27 protein-coding genes, 1 tRNA gene and 1 pseudogene are annotated in these 25,074 nt (G+C 72.9%); 10 read left to right on the forward strand and 19 right to left on the reverse strand.

Features of this window, described 5'->3' with window-relative positions:
• Nucleotides 1–14 precede the first annotated feature (14 nt).
• Entirely contained in the window at nt 15–1,454 is a 1,440-nt protein-coding gene (locus IG78_RS0123625) for a hypothetical protein (protein ID WP_030566437.1), read from the reverse strand.
• A 125-nt stretch (nt 1,455–1,579) separates the two neighbouring features.
• Nucleotides 1,580–2,416 carry a DUF4097 family beta strand repeat-containing protein gene (locus IG78_RS0123630; RefSeq protein ID WP_037685881.1) on the reverse strand — a complete coding sequence of 279 codons (837 nt, stop codon included), beginning with the start codon at nt 2,414–2,416 and terminating at the stop codon, nt 1,580–1,582.
• A gap of 200 nt (nt 2,417–2,616) precedes the next feature.
• On the opposite strand from IG78_RS0123630, the gene IG78_RS0123635 reads away from it, so the two are divergent.
• Nucleotides 2,617–2,688: transfer RNA gene (locus IG78_RS0123635), tRNA-Val, on the forward strand.
• A gap of 260 nt (nt 2,689–2,948) precedes the next feature.
• On the opposite strand, the gene IG78_RS50235 is transcribed toward IG78_RS0123635, so the two are convergent.
• The 3 genes from IG78_RS50235 to IG78_RS49390 form a co-directional block, all read right to left on the reverse strand.
• Nucleotides 2,949–3,125, reverse strand: a complete 177-nt coding sequence (locus IG78_RS50235) for a hypothetical protein (protein WP_169749717.1) — start codon at nt 3,123–3,125, stop codon at nt 2,949–2,951.
• Nucleotides 3,126–3,299: 174 nt separating this feature from the next.
• Nucleotides 3,300–3,689: a hypothetical protein gene (locus IG78_RS0123645; RefSeq protein ID WP_030566441.1), complete on the reverse strand. Its 390-nt coding sequence runs from the start codon at nt 3,687–3,689 to the stop codon at nt 3,300–3,302.
• Entirely contained in the window at nt 3,686–4,207 is a 522-nt protein-coding gene (locus IG78_RS49390) for a hypothetical protein (RefSeq protein WP_051852888.1), read from the reverse strand. Before IG78_RS49390 ends, IG78_RS0123645 begins: the two co-directional genes overlap by 4 nt.
• Nucleotides 4,208–4,373: 166 nt before the next feature.
• Here IG78_RS49390 and IG78_RS42595 point away from each other — a divergent pair.
• The 3 genes and pseudogenes from IG78_RS42595 to IG78_RS51585 all read left to right on the forward strand — a co-directional run bounded on the left by IG78_RS42595 (nt 4,374) and on the right by IG78_RS51585 (nt 6,617).
• A pseudogene (locus tag IG78_RS42595) lies at nt 4,374–5,113 on the forward strand (helix-turn-helix domain-containing protein).
• Nucleotides 5,114–5,587: an NUDIX domain-containing protein gene (locus IG78_RS0123660; protein WP_030566445.1), complete on the forward strand. Its 474-nt coding sequence runs from the start codon at nt 5,114–5,116 to the stop codon at nt 5,585–5,587.
• Nucleotides 5,588–5,978: 391 nt separating this feature from the next.
• Nucleotides 5,979–6,617, forward strand: a complete 639-nt coding sequence (locus IG78_RS51585) for a helix-turn-helix domain-containing protein (RefSeq protein WP_225882394.1) — start codon at nt 5,979–5,981, stop codon at nt 6,615–6,617.
• Here IG78_RS51585 and IG78_RS0123670 read toward each other — a convergent pair.
• The 3 genes from IG78_RS0123670 to IG78_RS0123680 form a co-directional block, all read right to left on the reverse strand.
• Nucleotides 6,596–7,273, reverse strand: a complete 678-nt coding sequence (locus tag IG78_RS0123670) for a hypothetical protein (protein ID WP_225882393.1) — start codon at nt 7,271–7,273, stop codon at nt 6,596–6,598. The two genes, IG78_RS51585 and IG78_RS0123670, sit on opposite strands and share 22 nt — an antisense overlap.
• Before the next feature lie 111 nt (nt 7,274–7,384).
• Complete coding sequence (locus IG78_RS0123675) at nt 7,385–7,705, reverse strand: hypothetical protein (RefSeq protein WP_030566449.1); 321 nt, start codon at nt 7,703–7,705, stop codon at nt 7,385–7,387.
• 203 nt (nt 7,706–7,908) lie between these two features.
• The gene (locus IG78_RS0123680) at nt 7,909–8,268 is read right to left on the reverse strand and encodes a hypothetical protein (protein ID WP_030566451.1); all 360 of its coding nucleotides are present in this window, start codon (nt 8,266–8,268) and stop codon (nt 7,909–7,911) included.
• A 117-nt stretch (nt 8,269–8,385) separates the two neighbouring features.
• On the opposite strand from IG78_RS0123680, the gene IG78_RS0123685 reads away from it, so the two are divergent.
• Nucleotides 8,386–8,625 carry a DUF2277 domain-containing protein gene (locus IG78_RS0123685; protein ID WP_030566453.1) on the forward strand — a complete coding sequence of 80 codons (240 nt, stop codon included), beginning with the start codon at nt 8,386–8,388 and terminating at the stop codon, nt 8,623–8,625.
• 100 nt (nt 8,626–8,725) lie between these two features.
• Here IG78_RS0123685 and IG78_RS0123690 read toward each other — a convergent pair whose 3' ends face one another.
• Nucleotides 8,726–9,346: a DedA family protein gene (locus IG78_RS0123690; RefSeq protein WP_030566455.1), complete on the reverse strand. Its 621-nt coding sequence runs from the start codon at nt 9,344–9,346 to the stop codon at nt 8,726–8,728.
• Between the two features lie 254 nt (nt 9,347–9,600).
• Here IG78_RS0123690 and IG78_RS0123695 point away from each other — a divergent pair, with 254 nt between their 5' ends.
• Entirely contained in the window at nt 9,601–10,149 is a 549-nt protein-coding gene (locus IG78_RS0123695) for a superoxide dismutase family protein (protein WP_030566457.1), read from the forward strand.
• Between the two features lie 98 nt (nt 10,150–10,247).
• Here IG78_RS0123695 and IG78_RS0123700 read toward each other — a convergent pair whose 3' ends face one another.
• The 4 genes from IG78_RS0123700 to IG78_RS0123715 form a co-directional block, all read right to left on the reverse strand.
• Nucleotides 10,248–10,706 (reverse strand): DoxX family protein, encoded by a 459-nt coding sequence (locus IG78_RS0123700; protein WP_030566459.1) that lies wholly within the window; start codon nt 10,704–10,706, stop codon nt 10,248–10,250.
• 71 nt (nt 10,707–10,777) lie between these two features.
• The gene (locus IG78_RS0123705; RefSeq protein ID WP_030566462.1) at nt 10,778–12,724 is read right to left on the reverse strand and encodes an FAD/NAD(P)-binding protein; all 1,947 of its coding nucleotides are present in this window, start codon (nt 12,722–12,724) and stop codon (nt 10,778–10,780) included.
• Nucleotides 12,725–12,912: 188 nt separating this feature from the next.
• Complete coding sequence (locus IG78_RS0123710; RefSeq protein WP_030566464.1) at nt 12,913–14,637, reverse strand: alkaline phosphatase D family protein; 1,725 nt, start codon at nt 14,635–14,637, stop codon at nt 12,913–12,915.
• A 144-nt stretch (nt 14,638–14,781) separates the two neighbouring features.
• Nucleotides 14,782–15,429: an HNH endonuclease family protein gene (locus IG78_RS0123715; RefSeq protein ID WP_030566466.1), complete on the reverse strand. Its 648-nt coding sequence runs from the start codon at nt 15,427–15,429 to the stop codon at nt 14,782–14,784.
• 652 nt (nt 15,430–16,081) lie between these two features.
• Between IG78_RS0123715 and IG78_RS0123720 the strand changes: the two genes are divergently transcribed.
• Complete coding sequence (locus IG78_RS0123720) at nt 16,082–16,663, forward strand: TMEM165/GDT1 family protein (protein ID WP_030566468.1); 582 nt, start codon at nt 16,082–16,084, stop codon at nt 16,661–16,663.
• Nucleotides 16,664–16,903: 240 nt separating this feature from the next.
• Entirely contained in the window at nt 16,904–17,563 is a 660-nt protein-coding gene (locus IG78_RS0123725; protein ID WP_030566470.1) for an HAD-IA family hydrolase, read from the forward strand.
• Between the two features lie 14 nt (nt 17,564–17,577).
• On the opposite strand, the gene IG78_RS48300 is transcribed toward IG78_RS0123725, so the two are convergent.
• Complete coding sequence (locus IG78_RS48300; RefSeq protein ID WP_157855862.1) at nt 17,578–18,708, reverse strand: peptidoglycan-binding domain-containing protein; 1,131 nt, start codon at nt 18,706–18,708, stop codon at nt 17,578–17,580.
• A 176-nt stretch (nt 18,709–18,884) separates the two neighbouring features.
• Between IG78_RS48300 and IG78_RS0123735 the strand changes: the two genes are divergently transcribed.
• Nucleotides 18,885–20,921 carry an MDR family MFS transporter gene (locus IG78_RS0123735; protein ID WP_030566474.1) on the forward strand — a complete coding sequence of 679 codons (2,037 nt, stop codon included), beginning with the start codon at nt 18,885–18,887 and terminating at the stop codon, nt 20,919–20,921.
• Between the two features lie 345 nt (nt 20,922–21,266).
• Here IG78_RS0123735 and IG78_RS0123740 read toward each other — a convergent pair whose 3' ends face one another.
• The 3 genes from IG78_RS0123740 to IG78_RS0123750 all read right to left on the reverse strand — a co-directional run bounded on the left by IG78_RS0123740 (nt 21,267) and on the right by IG78_RS0123750 (nt 22,536).
• A complete protein-coding gene (locus tag IG78_RS0123740) occupies nt 21,267–21,803 on the reverse strand; it encodes a GNAT family N-acetyltransferase (RefSeq protein WP_051852890.1) in 537 nt (178 codons plus the stop codon).
• A 12-nt stretch (nt 21,804–21,815) separates the two neighbouring features.
• Entirely contained in the window at nt 21,816–22,139 is a 324-nt protein-coding gene (locus IG78_RS0123745; protein WP_030566478.1) for an antibiotic biosynthesis monooxygenase family protein, read from the reverse strand.
• A 97-nt stretch (nt 22,140–22,236) separates the two neighbouring features.
• Nucleotides 22,237–22,536 (reverse strand): DnaJ family domain-containing protein, encoded by a 300-nt coding sequence (locus tag IG78_RS0123750; protein ID WP_030566480.1) that lies wholly within the window; start codon nt 22,534–22,536, stop codon nt 22,237–22,239.
• 116 nt (nt 22,537–22,652) lie between these two features.
• On the opposite strand from IG78_RS0123750, the gene IG78_RS0123755 reads away from it, so the two are divergent.
• Nucleotides 22,653–23,048, forward strand: coding sequence for an FHA domain-containing protein (locus IG78_RS0123755; RefSeq protein WP_030566482.1), 396 nt, complete (start codon nt 22,653–22,655; stop codon nt 23,046–23,048).
• A gap of 30 nt (nt 23,049–23,078) precedes the next feature.
• On the opposite strand, the gene nadE is transcribed toward IG78_RS0123755, so the two are convergent.
• Nucleotides 23,079–23,909, reverse strand: a complete 831-nt coding sequence (nadE, locus tag IG78_RS0123760; RefSeq protein ID WP_030566484.1) for an NAD(+) synthase — start codon at nt 23,907–23,909, stop codon at nt 23,079–23,081.
• A 139-nt stretch (nt 23,910–24,048) separates the two neighbouring features.
• The gene (locus IG78_RS0123765) at nt 24,049–24,810 is read right to left on the reverse strand and encodes an O-methyltransferase (protein ID WP_078965904.1); all 762 of its coding nucleotides are present in this window, start codon (nt 24,808–24,810) and stop codon (nt 24,049–24,051) included.
• Nucleotides 24,811–25,074 lie beyond the last annotated feature (264 nt).

The raw sequence follows: 25,074 nt of genomic DNA on the forward strand, positions 1-25,074 counted from the left end.
CCTCGACAAGGGGCTCAGGCCCCCTGCCCCCGTTCCTCCCGGATCTGCGCGACGACCCGCGCGACGGCCGTGCGCACCGCCTCCGTCTCGGTCAGGAAGTGCCAGTAGTCGGGGTGGCGGCCGTCCAGGGCGGTGACGGCGCGGTCCAGGCGGGCCACGGAGTCGTCGAGGGGGCGGGCGTGGCGCGGGTCGGGCTTCTGCCGGCCTGCCATGGCCAGGCGCTGGGCGTCGCGGACGGCGAACCTGGTGCGTTCGATCTCCGCCTGCGGGTCCTTCGCGACGGCGTTGAGGCGATGCAGCCGGTCACCGGCGGCGGACACGGCCTCGTCGGTGGAGTTCAGCAGGGCCCGCACCGTGGACAGGAGCGCCGTGGCGTCCGGCCAGCGCTGGTCCTCGCGGGCGCGCTGGGCCTCCTTCAGCTTGGTCTCGGCCTGCCGCACGCTCTCGTCGGCCTGCTCGGGCACCCGCTGGAGGTCCTGCCAGCAGGCGGCGGTGAAGCGCCGCCGCAACTCGCTGAGGATCGGCTGCACCTGCTCGCTGCGCGTGGTCAGGGCCTCCGCGCGCGTACGCAGCGACACGAGCCGCCGGTCGATTTCGCGGGCGCGCTCCGGCAGCCGCTCCGCCTCGGCGCGGACGGCTTCGGCGTCCCGTACGACACGGTCGGCGCGCTGGAGGGTGTCGGGGACGCCGTGCTGCCCCGCGCCCTGGTTGAGCTTGGTCAGCTCGGGCGCGAGCGCGGCGAGGCGTCCCGCCAGGTCATCGGCCTTGAGACCGGCGGTGCGGACCGCGTCCAGGGCGTTGCTCGCGGCGAGCAGGGTCTGCCGGGCGCGCTCCACGGCCGGGGCGAGGCGCGCGAGTTGGGTCTCGGCCTTGTCGAGCAGCGGCGCGAGCCCCCGCGTGAACCGGTCGAGGTCCTGCTTGGTGGTGCCGAGGGCGTCCTTGGCCTGGGTCAGCTCCGTACGGGCGCGCGCGGCGGCGGAGGCCTCCAGGCCGTCGCGGTCGAGGTCGTGGGCGTCCACGGCGGTGATGTACCGGTGGCTCACCTCGTCGATGCGCCGCCCGAACGCCTCGAAGTCGGACGCGGCCTTGCGCGCGGCGGGCGAGGAGTCCACGGCGGCGATGGTCTCGATGGAGATCCGCAGGTCGCGCTGCGCGGTGTCGAGCTCGTAGAACGCGGCGGCGGCGGCGTCCTTCGCGGCCTGCGCCTCGGCGCGCACGCTCTCACCGCGCCCACCGAACCAGCGCCGCGTGCCGCCGCCGGTGAAGGCGGCGGGGAGGGTGGCGGCGACGAGGGGGAGCAGGTGCAGGGGAAGCAGCGCGAACGCGAGAATCCCGCCTCCGGCGGCACGCCTGGACCCTCTTACGGCAGCGGCAGCATCGCATCGCACCGCACCGATACCCGCCCCGGAACCCGTACCGGTACTCGTACTCGCGTCGGCACCCGCGGCGACCACCGCCGACGACGTCAAGCTGTCCCTTGTGCGCGGCCGCGGAGGTGTCGCCGTCACTGTCCCTCTCCCGTGCTGTCGCCCTGCCCGATGTCATTCTCCCACCGGTGAAGGACGAACACACGGGCCGGTCAGTTCGCGCTGCGCACGGTGATATGCCCGTCGGTGCTCTGTACGGAGATGTGGTGCGGGCTGCGGTCGTCGCGAGGAACGGAGACGTCGGCGCCGCCGTCGACGGTCCTGGTGTCCACGCGGTACGAGACCGAGCTGCCGCTGCCGCCCTTCTCGGCCCCCGCCCCGCTGCCCGTCACCGGCAGGGCGACGGTCACGGACCCGTCCTGGCTGCGGGCCTGCACGCGGTCGGGCGCGGAGGCCAGTTCGAGCCGTACGGAGCCGTCCTGCGAGGTGGCGCTGACCCGCTTCGACGTGACGCCCACGGCGCGGACCGAGCCGTCGGCGCTGCGCAGGTCGAGCGGCCCGCGGGCGTCCTTCACGGTGACGGACCCGTCCGACGTCCGGATCCGCAGCGGCTCCCGGAAGCCGGTGGCCGTCACCTCGCCGTCGTCGTTGAGCACGGTCACGGCGACACCGCGGGGCACGACGACGCGGTGCTTGGCCGCGCAGTTGCTGATGACACCGCCGCACTTCATCCGGAACGTGAGCCGGTCGCCGTCCATCTTCCATGTGACCTCGGGGCTGCCGCCGAGGACGGTCCGCCCGTCGAACCACCGCGTCACCCGTACGTCGGCGGCGTCGGCGCGGTCGGAGACGACCAGTTCGAGGGCCGAGTCGTCCGAGTCGACGGTGAGCGTGTGCCCCGGCAGCCGGAACGAGCGCTGCTCCGGGTCGGAGTCGTCCTCGGCGCTCGCCCCGCAGGCGGCCACGAGCCCGACGACCGCCGTCGTCGTCCCTACCCCGACCAGGACACGCATCCCTCGCGTACGCGGACGCCGGCTGCGGACGGTCATGACGTTCTCCCCTGAATCGCGCTTCCCCGCGGCCCTCGCCGCGAACACACGACGACCGTACGCAGCCCACGGCTCGGGCGGGATCCGGGTCACCACCGGTTCCACGGTGGGGTTATCCCCCTGCTCCCGGGGCCCGCGGCCCACCCCGCACACGGTTTGCGGCCCCGGCCCACGGGCAGGGTAGGCTGTCGAAACATTCCGGGCGCGTAGCTCAGGGGTAGAGCGCTGCCCTTACAAGGCAGATGTCGGCGGTTCGAAACCGTCCGCGCCCACAGTGACGCCGCGCTGGCAGGCGGCATGATCGGCCCCTCGTCCTTGATCGGACGAGGGGCCGGCCGCCCTCGTCCGCCGGCGCCGGCACAACTCCCTGTGCCACACCACCGTCCGCCCACCCGCCGAGATGCTGTCCTTCGGGTACTCCGTGTACGGCTGGCCGGGCCGGATCGGCTTGTCGCAGCGCCAGCAGATCAGTGTCCCCTGGCTCATGGCTCCACTCCCGCCGGCGGGGAGAGGGCGTCGGTGACGTCGCGTGTCACGGCGCCCCCTTGTCTGCGGCACGCCGGGCAGCCCGGACGGCACTACGCAGGCGGAGGCCCTGCTGGCAGTCGGCGAGGATGCCGACGTGCCGACGGGGACAGGCGGCGAGGTGCGCCCGGTAGATGGTCTCCAGTTCGGCGGCGCGCGCCTCGGCCTGGCTGGTGGCGGTCATGCTCCTGCTCCGTTCGTGATGGCGCGATCAGTGGGGATGTGGGCGACCACCTCGTACACGCAGGGTGTGCCCGCTCGCTCGCGTAGGCCGATGCGCCAGGCGTCGAGCAGCCGGTCGTCTGCACGCGGGCGATGGACGGCACGGTGGTGATGATGGGGTGGGGCGCTGGTGCCGTCATGATCGGGTCCCCACAGCGATCGAGTCGACGCCCGCCCACGCGACGAGTGCGCGCAGCACGATCGCCAGACGGCGCTCGCCGAGCTGGCGGACGCAGTCGAGGAGGATCTGCCGGCCGAGCGCGATCGCGAGGACGATCTCCAGGAACTGCCGCTCCTCCTGGTCCTCGTCGTGGACCAGTTTGTCGAGGCACGGGGAGAGGTGCACCCAGTCCGCGTGCACGCCGTTGTCGGCCTGGACGACTGTCACGCGCTGGAAGGCGGGCCGGTCGAGGATCTCGTGCTCCTCGACCAGCATGCGTACCGCGATCGCGTCGAGCTCACTGGACTTCCAGGCGAGGAGGTCCTCGGCCGTGGTCGTGGGCTTGGTCTCGTCAGTTGAGTTCATGACTCGACCGCCTTCAGCGGCTCCGCAGTGGACAGCAGCGCGGCCAGGTGGGCCGGGTCGCACAGTTGCCCGTACCGCTGCGGGGGCACGGCCCAGAAGGTGACGGGAGATGTCTGCCTGCCGATGCGCGGGACGCTCAGGTACGTGCCCGCCTGGAGTCGCTCGGTGGCGCTGGGGCCCTCCCACTCGGCGTCCGGTGCGATGAGCACGTAGGAGCAGCCGCTGGCCGTGCGGGTGTCGTGGATGACGGGGCCGTGCAGCCAGTCGTCCAGGGCTGCGGCCACGGTCTGCGGGTCGTCGCTGCCGAGGGCGGTGTGGAGGAGCTGGCCGGGGACGCGGATGGCGTCGAAGCAGACGCCGAGGGGCAGCAGGGCGAGGCCGCGGTTGCTCCACTCTGCCAGGGCCTGCGGGGGGACGTGGTGGGCGCGGGCGAACCATTCGGCGACGGCGCCGCGGTCCAGGGCCCGCTCCCGTGCGCTGCTTTCCGGGGCTGTCGGGAGGCCCGTAGTGTCGGCCATGTCGACTCCTTGGTAGTCGGCCACGCCCCGGGGCCGGTCGGACGGTCGCCGGGGTTTAGTTTTGCGATCGTCTTGCGCACCGTCGGGACGTAGGAACCTCCTCCAACCGGCACTTCGGGACGTCCTGGTGGGGGAATAACGTCCCTACGGCTACGGAGGGGAAGCGATGGCGAACGAACGGTTACGGGCAGCCATGGCCTCTGGAGGCTGGACGCACGACAACCTCGCTCAGAAGGTCGGCCTTGATCCCAAGTCGATCGAGCGGTGGGTGAATAAGGATCGAGTCCCGCGACAGCGCACGGCACTGCTCGCCGCCGAAGTTCTCGGCGAGGACGTCCACGCGTTGTGGCCAGCCTTCAGGCAGCCCAGGAAGGCACGCACCATCAGCCCGGAACTGGTGGCGCTCTACCCGCGGCGCGCGGATCTACCCATAGCGGCCTACGCCGAGCTCTTCGCTCAAGCGCACGAACAGATCGACGTCCTGGTGTACGCCGGAGTGTTCCTGCACGAGGGCTACCCCGGCTGAACGAAATCCTCGCGGAGCGGGCCGCCGCCGGATCTGCGATCCGCATCACGGTGGGCGATGCCGACAGCCCTGAGGTTCAGAAGCGGGGTCGCGAGGAGCGGTTCGGACACGGCATCGAATCGCGCTGCCGACTCGCCCTGATGCACTACCGGCCACTCCTGTCTGTGCCCGGGGTAGGCATCCGGGTCCACAGCACAACGCTGTACAACTCGATCTACCGGGCCGATGATCAGATGCTCGTCAACGGGCATGTGTTCGGCGTCAACGCCTACGGGGCGCCCATCTGGCATCTACTCCGCGCCGAAGACGGTGGCATGTTCGATACCTATGCGGCCAGCTTCGATGCCGTATGGGCGACCGCCCGACCTGTGGAGGAATGAGTGCCCCACCGCACCGAGTACTACGACGACCCTCAGGCGCCCAAGCCCAACAGTCTGGTGGTAGCCGCGTCTGCGGTGGTCATCGACGACCGGAACCGCATCCTGCTCCAGCGCCGTCGGGACAACGACCTTTGGGCGCTGCCTGGTGGCGGTATGGAGATGTCCGACAGCCTGCCCGGTACGGCCGTGCGGGAAGTGAAAGAGGAGACCGGCTTCGACATCGAAGTCGTGGGCTTGGTCGGCACGTACACGGACCCGCGTCACGTCATCGCCTACAGCGACGGTGAGGTACGCCGCCAGTTCAACGTCTGCTTCCGCGCCCGCCTGGTCGGAGGAGAGCTGGCCATCTCCGACGAATCGACGGAACTGCGGTGGGTGGACCCGTCGGAACTGGACGACCTGCCGATGCACCACACGCAGCGGCTACGGCTGAAGCACGCCCTCGATGGGCGGTCGACGCCGTACCTGGGCTGAGAAGGGCACGTCACCGAGTCCATGGTGCCGCAGGTTGGCGGGGGTGCCGCGGCCGGTGCGGGACGGGAGCTGTTCCACGGGGGTGTCCGTGTGCTCCAGGAGCCACTGGGCCCTGCGGACCCGGGCGCGCAGGAGGTAAGGGAGGGGGAGGGGGAGGGGGGAGGGTTTGGGGTGGGGGCGTGCAGGGTCTTTGACGGGGTCGGGAGCATCAGGAACAAGTGGCGGTCGGCCTCCCGCGCCACCGGGGACCCGTGGTCCTCCTCGATCATCCGTACGCAGACGTCCTTGCCGCCGAGCACCCCCGCCGACGTGAGGAACGGGCCGTCCGCCACGGCCCAGTCGCCGAGTTCGACGTCGGCCCCGGGATACCGGCGGGCCGGCTCCGCCGCGTGTGACCGGGCCGTGGTGGCCCTGCGGCCGTCGAGGAGGCCGGCCTCGGCCAGGGCGCCCGGGGTGCCGCCGACCCGGCCCCGGACGCCGGGGCGCCCTCCGAACAGCATCGCCGGGGTGGAAAGGTGCTGCGCGGGGACCCCGCAGGCCCCGGTCCGCATGGCCGGGCACGCCCCGCGGATCGGCGCGCACACCCGCCTCCTCGGCTTCGGTACGACGGTCGACGCCTTTGACCCCAAGGACTGGAAGTTCGCCGAGCGCCTCAAGCAGATGGACACCCGGCGGGCGCCCACTGCCGCGTGCCTCGACACCAAGGGCAGCAGCGAACTGTGCACGCGGAGCCGGGTCCCCGGCGCCATGGCGTCACCGTCCGCTCACGCTCGCCGACATCGCCGCGCACGCCCGGCTCAGCGTCCGCACGCTCCACCGCAGGTTCCGCGCGCACACCGGGCTCAGCCCGCTCCAGTACCTGCTCCGCGCCCGGCTCGACCTGGCCCGGCGCCTCCTGGAGCAGGAGGACGGCGCCACCGTCGAGGACATCGCAGCCCGTGCGGGGTTCGCGTCGTCGGCGAGCTTGCGCCGGCGCTTCCGGCAAGCGGCCGGCAGCACACCCCGGGCCTACCGTGCGGCGGCCCGATGAGCCTCCGCCTGCAGATGGGCCTTCGCGTTGATCAGGGCCCGGGCGCGCAGCCTGCGCCACTCGGCGAGGTCGGCGCGGTGCCGGGTGCGGATCTCGGTCAGGGGTTCCTTGCGGAAGGACGCCTCCGGCTTGAGGTTGTTCACCACCGTGGAGACCCGGAACCAGCGGCGCTGGTCACCGTAGAGCGTGCGCTGGGCCGCGGCGAGGCAGCCGTCGGTGTGGGCGCGTACCGAGTATCCGGTGGGCAGTGTCAGCGACAGCTCCGTACGGCCCGTGCCGAACAGGGCCCGCGTCACCTGCTGCTGCCGGGCCGCGGACGACGGGCGGGCGCCGGGGCGCGGCGGGGCCAGGCCCTGCCGGGTCAGGCAGGCCTCGGTGAGGTCACGCTGCGCCGTCTTGATGACGTCGTTCGGGGGCATCGAGGTCGTCCGGGCGGGGGACGCGCAGCCCGCGACGGTCAGCACTGTCAGGGCCGTCAGGACGGCCAGGGCGGTGTGGACGGCGCGGGCGGACAGCCGGGCGAGGGCGCTCAGCGTACGCGGTCGCGGTCGCGATGACGTCAGCGGTCGGTGCGGGCAACGGTCCTTCGCCGGGCGCGGGTTGTGACTCCGCCCGGCTCGCGCCCCCGCTTCTCGTGGGGCGGCTTCGTAGCGCATGCGGACGACTCCCGGGGCTGGTGCGGTGCACGGTGCAAGCGCACACTCCCCCGGGGCCGCCCGGATAAGCCCACTGTCACCCGGAACGGTGAGAAGTCGTACCGGGCGGCGCTACTTGCGCCCCTGCGCCTTCGGATGCGTACGGCGGTACCTGCGGTCCCAGCGCTCCTGGCGGTCGCGGCGGATGCGGTAGTCGCGGTACGTGGAGGGGATGCCCGCGCCTCCCACGCCGCCGGGCTTCGCGGTGCCGGGGGCGCCGGGGCCCGCGGCCGTCGCGCCCGCCCCGGCGCCGGTGGGGCCGGTCCTGGCCGGGCCGCCGTCGAACCGGCGGACGAGGAAGTAGACGAGAGCGGCTGCGGCGAGCCACAGCAGGGGTTGGTTGAAGCCCAGGGCGATGAGAATGACGACCAGGGCGATGACAAGAACGGTCATGGGTGTACCTCCGCATGCTGGAACGCGGGGGCCGGGTTCGATGGACGGGGCCGCGCGGGCTCTGGGCGGGGCCTGGCCACCTGAGCGCGGGGCCCGGTGGGCTGGTTCGTGCACGGGCCGACGCCGTCCGACGTGGGCCGACAGCGGCCGTTGAGGGCTGGACTTTCCCTCGTAGGCGAGTCAACGCCCGCCCTCACCGCCTGTCAATGCTCCTCGGGCGAGGCGCCGGACGGGGGCTTGTGCACGTACTTGAGCATCGTCCGGGTATCCACCGCGTCGGGGCCCGAAACCTGCTTCCAGAATCGGTGACAACTCACGAAGACCGCCAACTCCCGTTCCCGGGCGCGCAGTTTCTCGACCTCGGCCTGTTCGTCCGGCGTCCAGCCGGGCGATGCGGGGCGCTCCACCTTGCGCCAGCCGTGGTCGTCGCTGAAGCCGTCGTGGGGCTCGACGGACCAGGGCAGTCGCTTCAGCAGGGCGTGCAGCTCGGATCTGACCTGGTGCAGCTCCTCCTGTCCTGCGAGGAGGTCGCTCGGGAACTCATGCTCGGGGGTTGCGGACACTCCGCGATAGTACTCCTGTTCGAATTTGATGGGCGAGAGCCGTACGGGTGACTTGTGGCCGCGGTCGTCGGCTGTGACCGGTTCCCATCGGGGGCCCGTACGCGCGAAGCTGGGGGCATGTGCCGCAGCATCAAGACCCTTCGCCCGCCCGTGCTCCCCGAGAAGGCCACCGAGGAGGAGATCCGGGCCGCCGCGCTCCAGTACGTGCGCAAGGTCTCCGGGTTCCGGGCCCCGGCCGCCCACAATCGCGAGGTCTTCGACCGCGCCGTCGACGCCGTCGCCGAGGCGACGGCGGACCTCCTCGCCCACCTGGAGGTGCGCGGGGCGGCGAGCGCCGGAGACCACGCCGCCACGTAAGCGGAAGCCCCGCGCCCCGTACCTCGCGCCCCGTACCCGTACCTCGCGCCCCGTACCCGTACCTCGTACCTCTAGGTCGGGGTACGAGGAGCAGCGGGCCTCAGCCCGCGGTCCGCTCCCGCGGTCGCCGCACCAGGAACGCCGCCCCCGCCCCCGCCGCGAACAGCGCGAACACCGAGACGCCCGTAGCCAGCCAGGTCGCGCCGAGCCACTGGCCGCCGAAGTAGCCGAGGCCCACGCTGTAGCCGGCCCAGGCCACGCCCGCGAGCGCCGACCACGGCAGGAACTCGCGCACCGTGCGGTGTGCCGCGCCCGCGCCAAGCGAGACGATCGAGCGGCCCGCGGGGGCGAAGCGGGCGATGACGAAGAGGACGCCGCCGCCGCGGGCGAGGGCAGTGCCGAGCCGTTCCTGGGCGCTGGTCAGCCGCCGGGAGCGGGCGATGGCACGGTCGAGGCGCGCACCGCCCCGCCAGGCGAGGCGGTAGGCGACGAGGTCACCGAGCACGGAGGCGGTAGCGGCGCAGAGCATCAGAAGCAGGATGTCCGGGACGTCCCGCGGCACGCGCCCGGTGCCGGAACCGGCCGCCGCGGCCGCCGTGGCCGCGGTGATGACGAGCACCCCGCTCGGCAGCAGCGGCAGGAACACGTCGAACAGGACGGAGAGCGCCACGACCGCGTAGATCCATGGGCTGCCGGTCAGCGCCCCCACACTCTCCAACACCGATAACTCCCCGTGACTCCCCGGTCGGCAACTCATTCGCCGCGATGGCGCGGGGAGCGGCGGGTGGCGGCCTGATGACAGCGGTACAGCGTACGCCGGACTGTCGTCCGTAGATCCACTGGGGGCTCAGATGTTCGCTACATCACGTTCACCCAACTGCTGTCCCTGGTGGGGCGGTCGCCCCGGATGTCCCGTACGAACGGAGCAGAAGCGCACACAACGGGCGTTCGACGGCGATACGAGGAGACTCGACGATGGTGGCAGGAATACTGACCGCGGCCGTGGCGGCCGCCGTGCTCACGGCGAGCGGCGGCGCACCGGGTGACGGCGTCGACTGTGTGCGCGCGGAAGGGCGGTTCGCGCCGTCCAAGGCGCACTCGCCCGCCCTCACCTACGACCGGAACCTCGTGCCTCCCGGTGCCCGGCTCCAGGTCACGCAGCGCCACGAGCACGGTGGCACCCGGGTCGGCCTGCGGGTCCAAGGCGTGCGGGCGGGCCATGCGTTCGGTGTGCACGTCCACCGCAAGCCGTGCGGCGTCGACCCCGAAGCGGCTGGGGGGCACTACCAGAACCACCCGGATCCGGTGCAGCCGTCGAAGGATCCGGCCTATGTGAATCCGGACAACGAGGTGTGGCTGGACTTCACCGCGCGCCGCGACGGTTCGGGGGCGGCGTCGGCGGTCCACTCCTGGAACTTCAGGCCCGGCGCGGCGGCATCGGTGGTGCTGCACCGCGAACAGGGCGGCGCGGGGAAGCGGGTGGCGTGCTTCACCGTGCCGTTCGAGCCGCGCGCCGGGAAGTGAGCGCGCGGCGCCCCCTTCCTCCGTAGCGGGAACCGCATACGGAGCAGGGGGCGCCGTCCGTGCGCCGTGCGGGTCGGGCCGGTGCGGGCCGGTGCGGGTCAGGCCGCGACCGGCGTGCGCTCCGCGTCCGCGGCCTTCGGCTCCCGCTCGCGGCGGACTGAGGCGATCACCCGGTCGAGACCGAACGCGCCGGAGCCGGTGAACACGAGCAGCAGGAGGGCCCAGCAGAACATCGCCGAGGCCTCGCCGCCGTTCTCCATCGGCCACAGCGCCTCCGGCTGGTGCACCTTGAAGTAGGCGTACGCCATCGAGCCCGACGACACGAGCGCCGCCGCGCGGGTGCCGAGGCCGAGCAGGACCAGGCTGCCGCCGACGAGCTGGATGACCGCCGCGTACCAACCGGGCCAGGTGCCGGCGTCGATGGTGCCGCCGGCGCCGTCGGCGCCGCCGAGGGCGCCGAAGAGGGAGGCGGCGCCGTGGCATGCGAAGAGCAGTCCGACGACGATGCGGAAGAGGCCGAGGGCGTAGGGCTGGGCGCTGTCCAGACGTCCAGTCATGGTGGGGGACTCCTTCGGTCTTGACCGGTTCGGGGACGGGAACCGATCGGGAGTCCCAAGATTAGGTCCGCCTAATTAGTACTTGCAACTTCAACATCTGAGTGTTTCGTGAGAATCTCCCGCCCCGGGTCGTCGCACCCGGAAGGCGACACCACCGCCCGCAGCGCGGCCCGCGCCACCGCGTCCGCGTCGGACAGCGTCACCGAGTCCACCCCCGGCCGCGCCCCCGCCGCCGTCACCCAGTGCACCCCCTCCGTCGGCACTCCGAACGCGAACCGGCGCGGGTGCGGTCGCCCCGCGCCGTCGATCAGGTGGTACGGCCGCGGCGTCACGTCGAGCCCGCCCGTCTCGTAGCCGTCCACGGTGTGCGGTCGGCACTGTCCGGCGGCGAGGAGCCCCGCGAGCAGCGCGTCCCCGGTGCGCCGCAGGTCCGGCTCGGGCAGCCGCGCCTCGATCAGGGTGGTCGCCCGCACCCCGGAGCCCGGCACGTCCGGGGAGTGCGCGAGGAACGCACCGTCCGCGCAGCGCACGTCGAGGCGCGGGCCGATGACCTCCACGACGCCCGCCTCGATCAGCGCGGTCAGCTCCTCGATGCGGCGCCGCGGCGGGCCGATCGACAGGAAGGCGTTGAGGGGCGTGTACCAGCCGTCCAACTGGGCCCGGCGCGAGGCGCCCGAAAGGCCGCCGTGGTCGACGACGAGGCGCAGTTCGTTGCGCAGGTCGCGGAGCACGTCGAGGGCCGCCTTGAGCGGGCCCGCCACATTGCCGAGCGCGGCCTGCGCGACGTCCTCGCGCAGGTGGTCGAGCAGCCAGGCGCGGTGGTCGCCCGGGGAGCGGAAGACACGCCCCCCGTGCGGCCGAGCGAGCCGCTCCCAGGACCAGCGGTCGTCGGGAGCGAACCCGGACCCGTCCAGGACGGCGGCCTCCTCGGGGCTGCCGGGCGCGGTGTCGAGGAACCGGTCGGGGAAGGCACGGGCCCGGTCCGCCGCGCCGGAGGCGTCAAGCCGCGCCGTGTAGTAGACCGTCTCGACCTCCTTGGCGATCAGCGGCCAGACCTCGGCGCGGAAGTCGGGCGCGTCCCCGCTGTCCGCGCGCTTGCGGAACCGGGCGATGGCCTCCGGGGTGAGGACCACGGGCCGGTGCCGCCCGTAGGGGCCCTTGGCGTTGTCACCGCGCGCCTGGTACGGGACACCGCGGCGCGAACCGGCGTACAGGCGCGGCTCGCTGCCCGCGGGCACATAGCGCAGGGCGCCGCTCCCGCTCCCGCCGCCGTCGCCGGGCACGAAGCGGCCGCCGCGCCCCACGGTCAGGAGCGCCATGTGGTCGAAGAAGTTCAGGCCGAGCCCGCGCAGCAGCACCGGTTCGCCGGGCGCGACCGCGCTCAGGTCGACGTCGGCGGGGTTGGCGGGCGGGAGGTGGCGCAGACCGTGCCGGGCGGCGTACGCGGACAGCTCCGCCAGGGCAGGTTCCGCGGTCGTCGGCAGGTGGCCCTGGGTGAGGACGACGGCACAGAGCCCGGACAGGGTCTTGGCGTCGTCGAGCGCGAGGGTCTGGAGGCCGTCCGGCGCCTGGGTCAGAGCGACCGCGCGGGCGGTGTGCGGGACGACGCGGACACCGCCGGGGGCCGTGGCCGCGGTGCGGGCGAAGAACCACTCCAGATAGCGGCCGTAGTCGGCGCGCGTCGGATAGTCGTCGGGGCCGAGCCCCGGCAGATGCCCGCGGGCGGCCCACTCGTACAGGCTCGGCCCCGGCCGCACCGGCCCCGCGCAGTCGACGCTCGCGTCGGTGAACAGCGTCACCTGGGAAGCGACGGTGTTCATCAGGAGCTCGGACGGCTGGGCGGTGCGCCAGACCCGCCCCGGGCCCGGGGGCGCCGGGTCGATCACGTGGACCGTGAGGCGCGCCCCCAGGGGCAGCAGTTCGGCGGCCGACGCGCACAGGCGCTCCAGGACGCTGGTGCCGCGTGGCCCCGCGCCGACGACGGCTATGGAAGGGTCAGCGGGCGGGGCAGCAGACAAGGGCGTGACTCCCGGTACGGATCGTGACTTCCGGTACGGATCGTGCCCCCGGCGGACGTGGGGACCGGGACATCATGCCGCCGGGAGCGGCATTGCCGGACCCCGCTTGGAGGATCGTCATCCGGTTGTGGCCCGAGTCACGCCCACAGAAGTGGCCCGAGTCACGCCCACGGAAAGGGCATACCGGCTCACGTGGTGAGCTGTGTCTCCGTCACGGTCTCCATCCGCTCCGCGCCGTCCTTGCCCGCCAGCGCCCGGTCGAGCCGCAGTTGGGACGACCGGCCCCGCATCGTCAGGGTCATCAGATGGTTGCCGAACCACGGGCCGCCGGTCCTGCGCCAGTCGACGGCGGCGCGGGGGAGCCTTCCGTGCCGTGCGAACCGCCGCCCGAGGGCCCGGCCGACCCGGCTCCAGCCGAAGCGGAAGCCACCCCGTATGTAGCCGGGGATGGAGTTGTGCACCGGCGAGCAGGTCAACTGGAGCACGCGGGCGTCGGGGCCGCCGTCGGGCCAGGTGGGCTCGGCGACGTACGCGTGGTGGACGTCACCGGAGAGCACGCACACCGTCGCCGGGGCGTCCGCGCCCGCACCGGCCTCGGCGATCAGGGCCGCCAGGGAGTCGAACGACGACGGGAACGCCGCCCAGTGCTCCAGGTCCGCGGCCCGGCGAAGGCGCTCACCGAAACGGGCCCAGCGGGCGCCCCGCTCGCCGCGGCACAGCGCGGCGTCCCAGCCCTCGGCGTCGTGGATGAGATGGGGCAGGAGCCACGGCAGCGACGTCCCGATGAGCAGATGGTCGCAGCCGCCCTCCAGGGCCTGCTCGCGCAGCCACTGCGCCTCCTTCGGGTCGAGCATCGCCCGCTCGTCCTCCTTCAGGACGCGCGCTGCCCGGGTGTCGACCATCAGCAGGCGGACGCGGCCGAAGTCCCTGCGGTAACTCCAGCGCGTCGACGCCGGGTCGGTGTCGGCCGCGGCGGCGAACGCGCGCAGGACGTCCGTGCCGTCGGGCGCGGCGCGCACCGCGGCGAACAGCTCGTCGCGCTCCAGTTCCTTCGGCGGGAGATTGCCGATGTGCTGGTAGACCCAGTACGACATCAGGCCGCTGAGGATGCGCTCGCGCCACCAGGGCGTGGCCCGCATCCCGGCCAGCCAGGAGGCGCTGGTGTTCCAGTCGTCGATGACGTCGTGGTCGTCGAAGATCATGCAGCTCGGCACGGTGGAGAGCAGCCAGCGCACCTGGGGGTCCAGCCAGGACTCGTAGTAGAGGTGGGTGTACTCCTCATAGTCCGCGACCTGGTCGCCCGGGGGCTCGGAGAGGTCGCGGCGGGCGGCGAGCCAGCGGCGGGTGTCGTCGGAGACCTCGTCCGCGTACACCTGGTCGCCCAGGAGCAGCAGCACGTCGGGGCGCGGCGCGGCGGGGTCGGCGGCGATGCGGGCCGCCAGCGTGTCCAGGGCGTCGGGCCCGATGGGGTCGTCCTGCTGCGGGCGCAGCCGGGAGCCGTGAGATCCGCCGTGCTCCGCCGCGGGCGGCGCGGCCCACCGGCAGGAACCGAAGGTCACCCGCACGGTCCCGCCGTCCCCGCTGCTCTCACCGCTCTCACTGCTCTCACCGCTCCTGGGCCCGCCCTCGCCGCCCGGCGTCCGGATGGTGCTCGGTGGGAACGGCGAGTCGGGCAGCGGCCACACGGGGCTTTCGTCGAGCGACACCTCGTACGCCGTGTCCGTGCCCGGGCGCAGCCCCTGGACGTGCACCAGGGCGTAGTGGTGCCCCGCGACCTGGAAGGTCCGGGACGTGCCCCTGGTGCCGTCGGCGCAGCGCACCTCGGCCGTGCAGGGGCGGTCGGCCTCCACCCAGACGGTCGCGCTCGCGCCGTCGACGTACCTCAGCAGTGGACCCAGGCGCAGCCGTGCCACAGTGATCACCTTCCTCCGTCGCCCCGTACGGTACGGAACGACGGAGGCGGGCGGGACGGTTCCGCCGAAGCGAAGTGATCAGCGGCCGATCCACGGCCGATCCACGGCCGATCGGCAGTCGCTCAGCAATCGCTCAGCAATCGCTCAGCAGTCGCTCAGGACCGAGGCGAGCTTGCTCTTCTCGGCGGAGTCGACGGTGAGGCCGTAGTGGTGCTTCACGTCCACCCACATGCGGACGTAGAAGCAGTGGTACGACGACGTCGGCGGCATCCACTCGGCCGGGTCCTTGTCGCCCTTGGCCTGATTGACGTTGTCGGTGACGGCGATGAGCTGTGGCTGGCCCAGGTCGTTGGCGAAGCCCTTGCGGCGGTCGGTGGTCCAGGCGTTGGCGCCGGACTTCCAGGCCTCGGAGAGCGGGACGACGTGGTCGATGTCGAGGTCGGAGGCCTGGGTCCAGGTGGCGTTGTCGTAGTCGGACTTCCAGGTGCCGGAGACGGCGGCACAACTGCCGTCCTGCTGTACGTTGCTGCCGTCGCGCTTGAGGACGACCTCGCGGGTGTTGCAGGTGCCGGACTGGGTCGCCCAGTGCGGGAACTTGTCGCGGCTGTAGCCGTCGGATGAGCCCTCGGCGCGCACGGTGAGCTGGCTGAGGTAGGTCCGTGCGGTGCCCGCGTCGACCGGGGTGGGCGGGGCGGCCTGGGCGGGCGAGCCGGTGAGCAGGGTGCCTGCGGTGGCCAGGGCGGTGAGGGCGCCGAGGGCGGCGGCCCGGTGACGCGCGTAGAACCTGGGCATGGGAACTCCCTTGAGGTGGGGGGATGTTGACCGGTGGGGCGGTCATGCTGGCGCGCTCGGGTGGCCCCGAGATGTGCACTGGGTGACAGGGTCGCGTCAATCACCTGTAAACATCAAGGGTTCTGGTGCCCCGTCATGAAGGCGCGTTGAGGCGGAAGTTGGTACTTCGGGGTGAAATGACCGGCGCGTGTGTGCCGGGTGGCCGCGGGTGGCGCACCTGGTGTCAGGTGTGGCGCTTCCGGCGCCCGGCGTGGCGCTCCTGTCGTCCCGTGCGGCGCTCCTGTCGTCCGGCGCGGCGGTCCTGTCGTCCGGCGCGGCGGTCCGGGCGTCCGGTGTGGCGGTCCGGGCGTCCGGTGTGGCGCGGGTCACGATCGGCTTGGGCGGGGCTAAAGTCCCTGGCCGGGGCGGTGTGCGGGTCGCGTACGATGGCCGGAGCAGAAGGGGAGTAGCTCTTCGCCGGACCGTCGACATACTGCTCAGCTCGTCTGAGCCGGCGCCCGGAGGCAGCCCACACGGTGGGCGGCCAGCGAGACCTTCGGCAAGCAGTGCCCCGCGTGCACACCCGTGTGCGCAGCCGTGCGCTGCCGTGCCGAGGTGTCGTACGCGAAGGCTGCGGAACTCTCGGCGGGGCGGCCCGACCGATTGAGGAACCTTGATCAGCATCAGTGTGACGGCGCTCGTCTTCGGCGTCGTCTTCCTCGCCGAACTGCCCGACAAGACCGCGCTCGCCGGGCTCGTCCTCGGCACCCGCTATCGCGCCTCGTACGTCTTCGCCGGAGTCGCCGCCGCCTTCGCCGTGCACGTGGTGCTCGCGGTGGCCGCGGGCAGCGTGCTCACACTCCTTCCGCAGCAATTGGTGCACGCGCTCACCGGCGTCCTCTTCCTGGGCGGCGCCGCGATGCTGCTGCTCTCCAAGGGCGACGGTGACGGCGACGAGGTAAAGGCGCCGAAGGACCAGAGCTTCTGGCGGGTCTCGGGAGCGGGCTTCATGCTCATCCTGGTCGCGGAGTTCGGCGACCTCACGCAGATCATGACGGCCAACATGGCGGCGCGGTACGACGACCCGCTGTCCGTGGGCCTGGGCGCGGTGCTCGCGCTGTGGGCGGTCGCCGGTATCGGCATCGTGGGCGGCAAGGCGCTGATGAAGCGGGTGCCGCTGTCCCTCATCACGAAGGTCGCGGCGGTCCTGATGCTGGCGCTCGGCGTGTGGAGCCTGATCGAGGCGGTGGCGTGAGCGGGCAGATTGCTTCTTCGGGGTGGTTCGGGCTGGCGTAACCGTCTGACCTGCGATGTTGGCGCATGGAGGACGAGTTTTGTACCGTGAGGGAACAAAGTGGCTCCGCCCGTACTCCCTGACCGGCGGGCGGGGCCGCCTTGCTCTTCCGGACGCCCGCGTCCGCGATTTTCTGCGTTTGCCTGCGTTTCCCTGCCTCTGCCCGCGTTTCCCTGCGGTTCTTCCCTCTGGAGTGCGCCGATGACGGCCGTGAACGAACTGACCGCCCGAGCCCTCCTGCTCGACATGGACGGCACCCTCGTCAACTCCGACGCCGTCGTGGAGCGGGTCTGGCGGCGCTGGGCCGCCCGGCACGGCCTCGACGGCGACGAGGTCCTGAAGGTCGTACACGGCCGCCAGGGCCACGCCTCGATGGCGCTGCTGCTGCCCGGGCGGCCCATGGCCGAGAACCACGCAGAGAACCGCGCGATGCTCGCCGAGGAGAGCGCCGACATGGACGGCGTCGTCCCCGTGCCCGGCGCCCCCGAGTTCCTCGCCTCGCTCACCGGCCTGCCGCACGCCCTGGTGACGTCGGCCGACGTACCGCTCTCCACCGGCCGCATGGCCGCCGCCGGGCTCCCGCTGCCCGCGGTGCGCGTGACCGCCGAAAGCGTCTCCGCCAGCAAGCCCGATCCCGAGGGCTTCCTCAAGGGCGCCGCCGAGCTGGGCTTCGACCCCGCCGACTGCGTCGTCTTCGAGGACTCCGGGGCAGGCATCGCGGCCGGTAAAGCCGCCGGGATGCGGGTGGTGGGGATCGGTCCCCGAGCCGGGGCCCACGAGCCCACGGTGTGGGTGGACGACCTCACGCGGCTCCGGGTCACCGCGGCCGCGGACGGCGCGATACGGCTCGTCTTCGGCTGAGCGCGCGGCGCGCCTCAGGGGGCGGTCGTCTCCGTTTCCAGGGCCCGGCGGGTCGCTCTGCCGTAGGTGCCCGGCGGATCGTCGGTGACGCCCCGCGCCCACTGGTAGCGGACCACCGCTTCGGCGACGGCGGGGGAGTACGTGCCGTCCCGCGGGCCCACGTACAAGGACAACTGCCCCAGTCGGTACTGGAGTTCGCTCACCGCGGGACCCGTGTCGCCCACGTGCAGGGCCCGGAACCCCTGCGGGCGCGGACCGGGGGGCAGGATCACGGTGCCGGTCACGCGGGCCGTCGTACGCGTCGGTGACGTGGCCGGTTCCCGCAGTGGCCGGGGGGAATCGTTCTTCGCCGACGCGGTCGGGGGCGAGGCCGAAGGTTCCGGTGCGGGTCTCGCCGCGCGCGGCGCGGTGCGGGTCGGCGCGGGGGCCGCGGACCGCACGGACGTCTGGAGGGCGGGCCTGTCGGCCTCCGGGGCCGGAGTGTCGGGACGGTCGGGGTCGCTCGACGCCGTGTCCGGCAGGGCGCGGTCCGTGTGCCCGTCGACCCCGCCGGCGCCGCCCCCGGCACCCGCGTACATGCCACCGGCGAAGACGGCCGCCGATGCGGCGAGCATGCCCGCGCCGGAGAACAGGGCGGCGCGGCTGCGGCGGCGCTCGCGGGCGGCGGCGACGGCTCCAGGGTCCGGCCCGGTGCCGGTCCCGGCGCCTGCACCGGCTCCGGCTCCGGTTTCGGCTTCGGTTCCGGCTCCGGTTCCAGCTTCGGTTCCGGCTTCGGTTCGGGTTCCGGCCACCGCCCCTGTCCAGGTGCCTGTCCCGGTTCCGGCCGCCGCGCCCGTCCAGGTGCCTGCTGTAGCTCCGGCTCCGGTCCCGGAGGCCGTGGCGGGCGGCTGCGCGGCCTGGTGCGGGGCCGGACCGGATGCCGGAGGCGGCAGCGGCGCCGACGGTTCCGGCAAGGTCACGTACGGGCGGATCCGCAGCGGATCGAAGTCCTCCGCTGCCGCCGCCTGGGCCGACCGCGTCTCAAGGACCGCGCGGGCCGCCGCACCGGCGCAGCCGCAGGCGGGCTCACCGCCGGGCCCCCGCGCCGCACCGCACCCCGGGCACCCGGCCCCCGGACACCCGGCCTCCGCTGCCGCCCCTGTCACGCCCGGCTCCCCGGGCCCGCCTAACCGACCCCGTGCCGCGTCTTCCGTACCCACTGCCCGCTCCCGTCCCTCGCCGACCCCACAGGGCTTCTCAGGAGTATGCAGCCGCACGACTCAACAGGCCATAACGGGAGACACGGACGACGATGGAAAGTGAGCACCCGCAGGAGGTGTCCATGACGCACGACGTGAACCCCCGCCCTGCCGGAGCGAGGCGCCGGGCAGGCTCCTCGGAACACGTGCCGGGCGGCGTCCTGGTATCCATCGGCGCACTGCTGCTCGGCATGCTCCTCGCCGCCCTCGACCAGACCATCGTCTCCACCGCCCTGCCGACCATCGTCAGCGACCTCGGCGGCCTGGAGCACCTGTCGTGGGTCGTCACCGCGTACATGCTGGCCGCGACCGCCGCGACCCCGCTCTGGGGCAAACTCGGCGACCAGTACGGCCGCAAGAAGCTCTTCCAGACCGCCATCGTCATCTTCCTGATCGGCTCCGCGCTGTGCGGCCTCGCGCAGAACATGCCGCAGCTCATCGGGTTCCGGGCCTTGCAGGGCCTCGGCGGCGGCGGGCTCATGGTCCTTTCCATGGCGATCGTCGGCGACCTGGTGTCGCCGCGCGAACGCGGCAAGTACCAGGGCCTCTTCGGCGCCGTCTTCGGCGCCACCAGTGTCCTCGGGCCGCTGCTCGGCGGCGTCTTCACCGAACACCTGAGCTGGCGCTGGGTCTTCTACATCAACCTGCCCGTCGGCGTCGTCGCGCTCGGCGTCATCGCTGCGGCCCTGCACATTCCGGCGAGCCGCGCCCGGCACACCATCGACTACCTGGGCACCTTCCTGATCGCGTCCGTCGCCGCCTGCCTCGTCCTCGTCGCCTCGCTCGGCGGCACGACCTGGGACTGGGGCTCCGCGCAGATCGTCGGGCTCGCCGTGCTCGGCGTGGTGCTCGCCGTGTGGTTCGTGGCGGTCGAGCGCAAGGCCGCGGAACCGGTGATCCCGCTGAAGCTGTTCCGCATCCGCACCTTCACCCTGTCCGCCGTCATCAGCTTCGTCGTCGGCTTCGCCATGTTCGGGGCCATGACGTACCTGCCGACGTTCCTCCAGGTCGTCCAGGGCGTCTCACCGACCATGTCCGGCGTGCACATGCTGCCGATGGTGGCCGGACTCCTGATCGCCTCGACGGTGTCCGGGCAGATCGTCAGCCGCACCGGGCGGTGGAAGGTGTTCCCCGTGGCGGGCACCGCCGTCACCACGCTCGGCCTGCTGCTGCTGCACCAGTTGAACGAGAACAGTCCCACCGGCGAGATGAGCGCCTACTTCTTCGTCTTCGGGCTCGGGCTCGGCCTCGTCATGCAGGTTCTCGTACTCATCGTGCAGAACGCCGTCGGCTACGAAGACCTCGGCGTCGCCACGTCCGGCGCCACGTTCTTCCGGTCCATCGGCGCCTCGTTCGGCGTCGCGATCTTCGGGACCGTGTTCACCGGCAGGCTCGGGGACAAGCTCACCGACGCCCTGCGCGGGCAGGAACTGCCCGCCGGGGCCGGCGTCGACTCCCTCAAGGCCGACCCGCGCGGCATCGCGGAACTGCCGCCAGGGGCCCGCGCCGGGGCGCTGCACGCGTACTCCTCCGCCATCACGGACGTCTTCCTGTACGCGGCCCCGGTCGCCCTCGTCGCCTTCGTCCTCGCCTGGTTCCTGCGCGAGGACCGGTTGCGCGGGGCGGTACGGGCGCCCGAGCCCACGCAGACGCTCGCCAGCAACCCCGTGGAGCGGTCCTCGTACGACGAGGTGGCGCGGGCGCTGTCCCTGCTCGGTACGCGGGCGGGGCGGCGGGAGGTGTATGTGCGGATCACCGAGCGGGCCGGATGCGACCTGCTGCCCGCGGCCAGTTGGCTGCTCCTTCGGATCGCCCGGCACGGGCACGTGGAACCCGGCACGCTCGCCGAGCGCAACATGGTGCCGCTCACCGTCGTCACCCAGGCCGCCCGGCAACTGGAGGAACGGCGGCTCGCCGTCCGCGAGGGGCTCGGGATGCGGCTCTCCGACTCCGGCCGGGAGGTGGCCGTCCGGCTCGCCGCCGCGCGTGAGGAGTCGCTCTCCGAGTTGCTCGGGGACTGGTGGGGGCCGGACCGGCCGACGGATCTCAGGGAGCTGGTGGCGGAGTTGGGGGCGGAGATGTGCGGCTCCAACGCGGAGCGTCCCGCCCGGCGGGCGTAGAGGTCCCACTCTTTGGCTTGGCCGTGGTGCCGTGCGGGGGTGTTTCCTTGCCGGGGGGTGTGGTGCCGTACGGGGGGTTGTCCGTGCCGCCCGGCGCGGTGGGCCTCTTCCGCCGCTGCCGCGGCGGGGTTTCCCGCCCGCCCGCCCGTGACTGGCGGTCGTGAGGTTGCCGTACGGGGGGTTGCCCTCGCCGCCCGGCGCGGTGGGCCTCTTCCGCCGCTATCGCGGCGGGGTTTCCCGCCCGCCCGCCCGTGACCGGCGGTCGTCAGGTTGCCGTACGGAGGGTTGTCCGCGGTGCCCCGCGGCGCCTGCCCACCCACCCGTGGGGTGGGTGGGCGGGGGCGCTCAGGCCGTTCGGGGGGTGAGGTCCTTGCGGTACCAGCGTTCCGCGTACGTGCCGGTGTTGTGCGGGGGCCCCTCCACGTACCCGTGGCGGACGTAGAGGGCCCGTGCCTCCACGAGGTCGTGCCGGGTGTCGAGGAGGACGCGGGTGGCGCCGAGGGCCCGGGCGGCCTCCTCCGCGGCGGTCAGGAGGACCGCCCCGCCGCCCTTGCCGCGCAGGCCGGGCAGGATGAAGACGCGGGTCAGCTCGGCCGTGCCGGGGGCGAGGAGGTGTACTCCTGCCGTGCCCGCGGGCTCGCCGTCGTGGCGGGCCAGGAGGAGGACACCGGCGGGCGGCGAGAGCTCCGCGCCGGTGTCCGCCGCGATGCCCCGCTCCAGCTCGGCGCCGTCCGTACGGCGCCCCTCACGCAGCTCGTACCAGCGGTCGCTGACCTCCGTGTAGTACGCACGCCACAGCGCGACCGCCGCCGCCGAGCCGACGGGCTCGGGGGCCACGGCCCAGGACGCGGACGATGCGGAAGGTGCGGAAGATATCGGCATGAGGGGTAGGCCTCAGGCGGTGGTGGTCGGCGGGGCCGCCTGCTGGACGACCTCGAAGGACCACACCTCGGAGCCGCTCGCCGCGGGCTTCGGGCGCTCGCCGCCGCCCTGGTGGGCCGACTTCATCGGGCCCTCCATCCACGCCTGGAAGGCGGCCTCGTCACGCCACCGCGTGTACACCAGGTACTGGTCGGTGCCCTCGACGGGGCGGAGAAGCTCGAACCACTCGAAGCCGTCCGAGTTCTCCACGGCACCCGCGCGGGACGCGAAGCGCTTTTCGAGGACCTCGCGCTGCTCGGCCGGCACGGTCAGGACGTTGATCTTCACGATGCTCATGGGCACCATCGTCGCGCACGACCGGACGCGGGCGACACACCCCCCGGCACCTGGGGCCGACAGCCACCCGCCCGGGGCGCGTCCACGCTCCGCGCGTTCAGGCCCCGTGCCGCTCCCGCCAGTCCCTGGCCACCTCGTCCACATCGAAGGGCCGCAGGCCCAGGGGCGGCCCGGGCGGCGGATTGCGCAGGGCGAGCGTCGGCGAGAGCACGGAGACTCCCTCGCGGGCCAGCTTCCGCTTGACCCACCACAGTTCGTCGTACGCCGCGCCGTCGTCGTGCGGCAGCGGCTTGCCGCGGCCGGGCAGGGCGGCGAAGTCGCCGCGCGCCTCCGCCTCCCGGATCTGCTTGTCGACCCAGGACTCGAAGTTGACTCCCGGTGGCTTCCGTTCAGTCATGCGTCCATGGTCGCAGAGGGCACACCCGGGCGCGGGTCCTGTGGTGGGGCCGTGCTACGGCGTACGGGGCTAGGATGCGCGCGGTGGTCCGGAATTCAGGGGCGGGGGGTACCCAGGTGCTTGAGCTCACCATGGCCATGGTGTCGGGGGCCGCGGACGCGGGAGCGACCGCGGGCATGCTGATGGCGGACGCGCCGAGCGATCCGGGCGCGGTCCTGCGCGTGGGGCGTGACCGCGCCGTGTGCAGGCTCTCGCCGCCGCAGGACTGGCTGTTCGTCTCGCGTACGCATCTGGAGTTCCGCTGCCGCATCGACGGCGCCTGGACGGTGACCTGGGTCCGCGGCTCGCAGCCCGACCCGGCCGCCGAGGTGCGCATCCTGACCGGCGGCTCCGCGGTGTCCCTCGCCTACGGGGCCACGACGCCGCTGCCCCGCGGCGGCACCGGCGAGGTCGTCGTACAGGACCGGTCGGGGCCGCGGAGCGTCAACGTGGGGTTCTATCACGAGAGTTGAGCACCGGCGGCGGCGCGGCGGGGCGTTCCGTCAGGGAGCGACGGGCAGTTGCCGCTTGTGCTCCGTCAGGTGGTAGCGGTCGACGATCTTTTCGTAGGCCCGCTCGTCCACCGGCTTGCCCTCCAGGAAGTCGTCGATCTCGTCGTACGTGACTCCGAGCGCCGTCTCGTCCGCCTTGCCCGGGTCGAGGGTCTCCAGGTCCGCCGTCGGGACCTTCCACACCAGCTCGGCGGGCACGCCGAGGGCGTCCGCGACGGCGCGCACCCGGCGCTTGGTCAGACCGGCGAGCGGGACCAGGTCGGCCGCGCCGTCACCGAACTTGGTGAAGAAGCCGGAGACCGCCTCCGCGGCGTGGTCGGTGCCGACGACCAGGCCGTTGTGCGCGCCCGCCACCGCGTACTGGGCGATCATGCGCTGCCGGGCCTTGATGTTGCCGTGTACGAAGTCCTGGTGGCCCTCGTCGCGGAAGGCCACATCGGCGGCGAGCGCGGCATCGAGGGCGGCGTCGCTCGCGGGCTTGATGTCCACGGTCAGGACGTGGTCGGCCTTGATGAAGGTGAGCGCGAGCTGCGCGTCGTGCTCGTCGGCCTGCACCCCGTACGGCAGCCGCATCGCGTAGAACCGCGCCTCGTGCCCGGCGGCGCGGACCCGCTCCACGGCGAGCTGGCACAGCTTGCCCGCGGTGGTGGAGTCGACGCCGCCGCTGATGCCGAGCACCAGGGAGCGCAGGCCCGTGGCCGTCAGCCGCTCGGCGAGGAAGGCCACCCGGCGCTCGATCTCCCGCTCGGCCTCGAAGGTCTCGGCGACCTGGAGTTCCCTGGCGATCTGCTGCTGCTTGGCGGTGGACGCCGGCTCGCTCACGACTGCTCCTGTTCCGGTACACGGTGTGCTGTCGCTTCCACCCTACCCAGGGGCGGTGTGGAGGTTCCGGGGCGCCCGACCGCGCCGCCGCGCTGGTCGAGCGTGCCGTCGGGTGGCGGACGGGAATGTCGGACAGGCCCTAGTCGAGGACGCGGGCCAGGGCGAAGCCGTCGTGTCCCTTCAGCCCCACCGTCTGCACCGCCGTGCCGTCCAGCTTGGGGTGGCTCGCGATGAGTTCCAGGGCTGCTCGGGTGCCCCGGACGGCCGGGTCGTCACTGTCGGCGTCGACGACTCCGCCGCCGCGTACGACGTTGTCGACGATGATCAGGCTGCCCGGGCGGGTGAGCTTCAGCGACCACTCCAGGTAGTTCCGGTTGTTGGCCTTGTCCGCGTCGATGAAGACCAGGTCGAAGGGGGCGGGGGCCTCGGCGTGCAGGGCGGCCAGGGAGTCCAGGGCCGGGCCCGTGCGGATCTCTGTGATCTTGTCGAGGCCCGCGCGGGAGAGGTTGGCGGCGGCCACGGCCGCGTGCTCCTCGCTGTATTCGAGGGTCAGGAGGTGGCCGCCCTCGGCGGGCAGGGCGCGGGCCAGCCAGATGGTGCTGTAGCCGCCCAGGGTGCCGATCTCCAGGACGCGGTGCGCGCCCTGGATCCTGGCCAGGAGGTGCAGGAGTTTGCCCTGGGTGGGGGCGACGTTGATGGGGGGCAGGCCGGAGGATTCGCTGTCGCGGAGGGTGGCGGTGAGGGCGGGGTCCGCCGGGGCGAGGAGGTCGCCGAAGTAGTCGTCGACCTCCGTCCAGCGGTCCTGGGCGTGGTCGGCGCCCGGGCTGGGGGCGGGGCTGGGGCTCGGGTTGGGGTCGGGGTTGTGGCTCGGGTTGGGGTCGGGGTTGTGGCTGGGGCTCATGGGGGTTGCTCCTCGGGGTGGGCGGGGTGACGCTGCGCTGTGCCTCCCCAGCCCCGCCCCTTCCCGAAACCAGGGGGCTGCCGCCCCCTGGACCCCCGCCCTATCGGCGCTCCGCGCCTCGTCCTCAAACGCCGGACGGGCTTGAAGCTTCGCTGGGGCGGGCTGAAATTGTCGCTGGGGTGGGTTGGGACCGTCGCCGGGAGGGGGATGGAGCTGTCGCCGGGAGGGGGTAACCGTTGCCGGGATGAGCTGGAACGTAGCCGG

This window comes from Streptomyces aureocirculatus (genome assembly GCF_000720475.1).
In the GTDB taxonomy this organism is placed as follows: Bacteria; Actinomycetota; Actinomycetes; order Streptomycetales; family Streptomycetaceae; genus Streptomyces; species Streptomyces aureocirculatus.

Bases quoted from the DNA above. Each gene is read 5' to 3' on its own strand.
- IG78_RS0123630 (WP_037685881.1), bottom strand. From the start codon at position 2,416: ATGACCGTCCGCAGCCGGCGTCCGCGTACGCGAGGGATGCGTGTCCTG.
- IG78_RS50235 (WP_169749717.1), bottom strand. From the start codon at position 3,125: ATGACCGCCACCAGCCAGGCCGAGGCGCGCGCCGCCGAACTGGAGACC.
- IG78_RS0123645 (WP_030566441.1), bottom strand. From the start codon at position 3,689: ATGAACTCAACTGACGAGACCAAGCCCACGACCACGGCCGAGGACCTC.
- IG78_RS49390 (WP_051852888.1), bottom strand. From the start codon at position 4,207: ATGGCCGACACTACGGGCCTCCCGACAGCCCCGGAAAGCAGCGCACGG.
- IG78_RS0123670 (WP_225882393.1), bottom strand. From the start codon at position 7,273: ATGCGCTACGAAGCCGCCCCACGAGAAGCGGGGGCGCGAGCCGGGCGG.
- IG78_RS0123675 (WP_030566449.1), bottom strand. From the start codon at position 7,705: ATGACCGTTCTTGTCATCGCCCTGGTCGTCATTCTCATCGCCCTGGGC.
- IG78_RS0123685 (WP_030566453.1), top strand. From the start codon at position 8,386: ATGTGCCGCAGCATCAAGACCCTTCGCCCGCCCGTGCTCCCCGAGAAG.
- IG78_RS0123695 (WP_030566457.1), top strand. From the start codon at position 9,601: ATGGTGGCAGGAATACTGACCGCGGCCGTGGCGGCCGCCGTGCTCACG.
- IG78_RS0123700 (WP_030566459.1), bottom strand. From the start codon at position 10,706: ATGACTGGACGTCTGGACAGCGCCCAGCCCTACGCCCTCGGCCTCTTC.
- IG78_RS0123715 (WP_030566466.1), bottom strand. From the start codon at position 15,429: ATGCCCAGGTTCTACGCGCGTCACCGGGCCGCCGCCCTCGGCGCCCTC.
- IG78_RS0123725 (WP_030566470.1), top strand. From the start codon at position 16,904: ATGACGGCCGTGAACGAACTGACCGCCCGAGCCCTCCTGCTCGACATG.
- IG78_RS0123735 (WP_030566474.1), top strand. From the start codon at position 18,885: ATGACGCACGACGTGAACCCCCGCCCTGCCGGAGCGAGGCGCCGGGCA.
- IG78_RS0123740 (WP_051852890.1), bottom strand. From the start codon at position 21,803: ATGCCGATATCTTCCGCACCTTCCGCATCGTCCGCGTCCTGGGCCGTG.
- IG78_RS0123745 (WP_030566478.1), bottom strand. From the start codon at position 22,139: ATGAGCATCGTGAAGATCAACGTCCTGACCGTGCCGGCCGAGCAGCGC.
- IG78_RS0123750 (WP_030566480.1), bottom strand. From the start codon at position 22,536: ATGACTGAACGGAAGCCACCGGGAGTCAACTTCGAGTCCTGGGTCGAC.
- IG78_RS0123765 (WP_078965904.1), bottom strand. From the start codon at position 24,810: ATGAGCCCCAGCCACAACCCCGACCCCAACCCGAGCCACAACCCCGAC.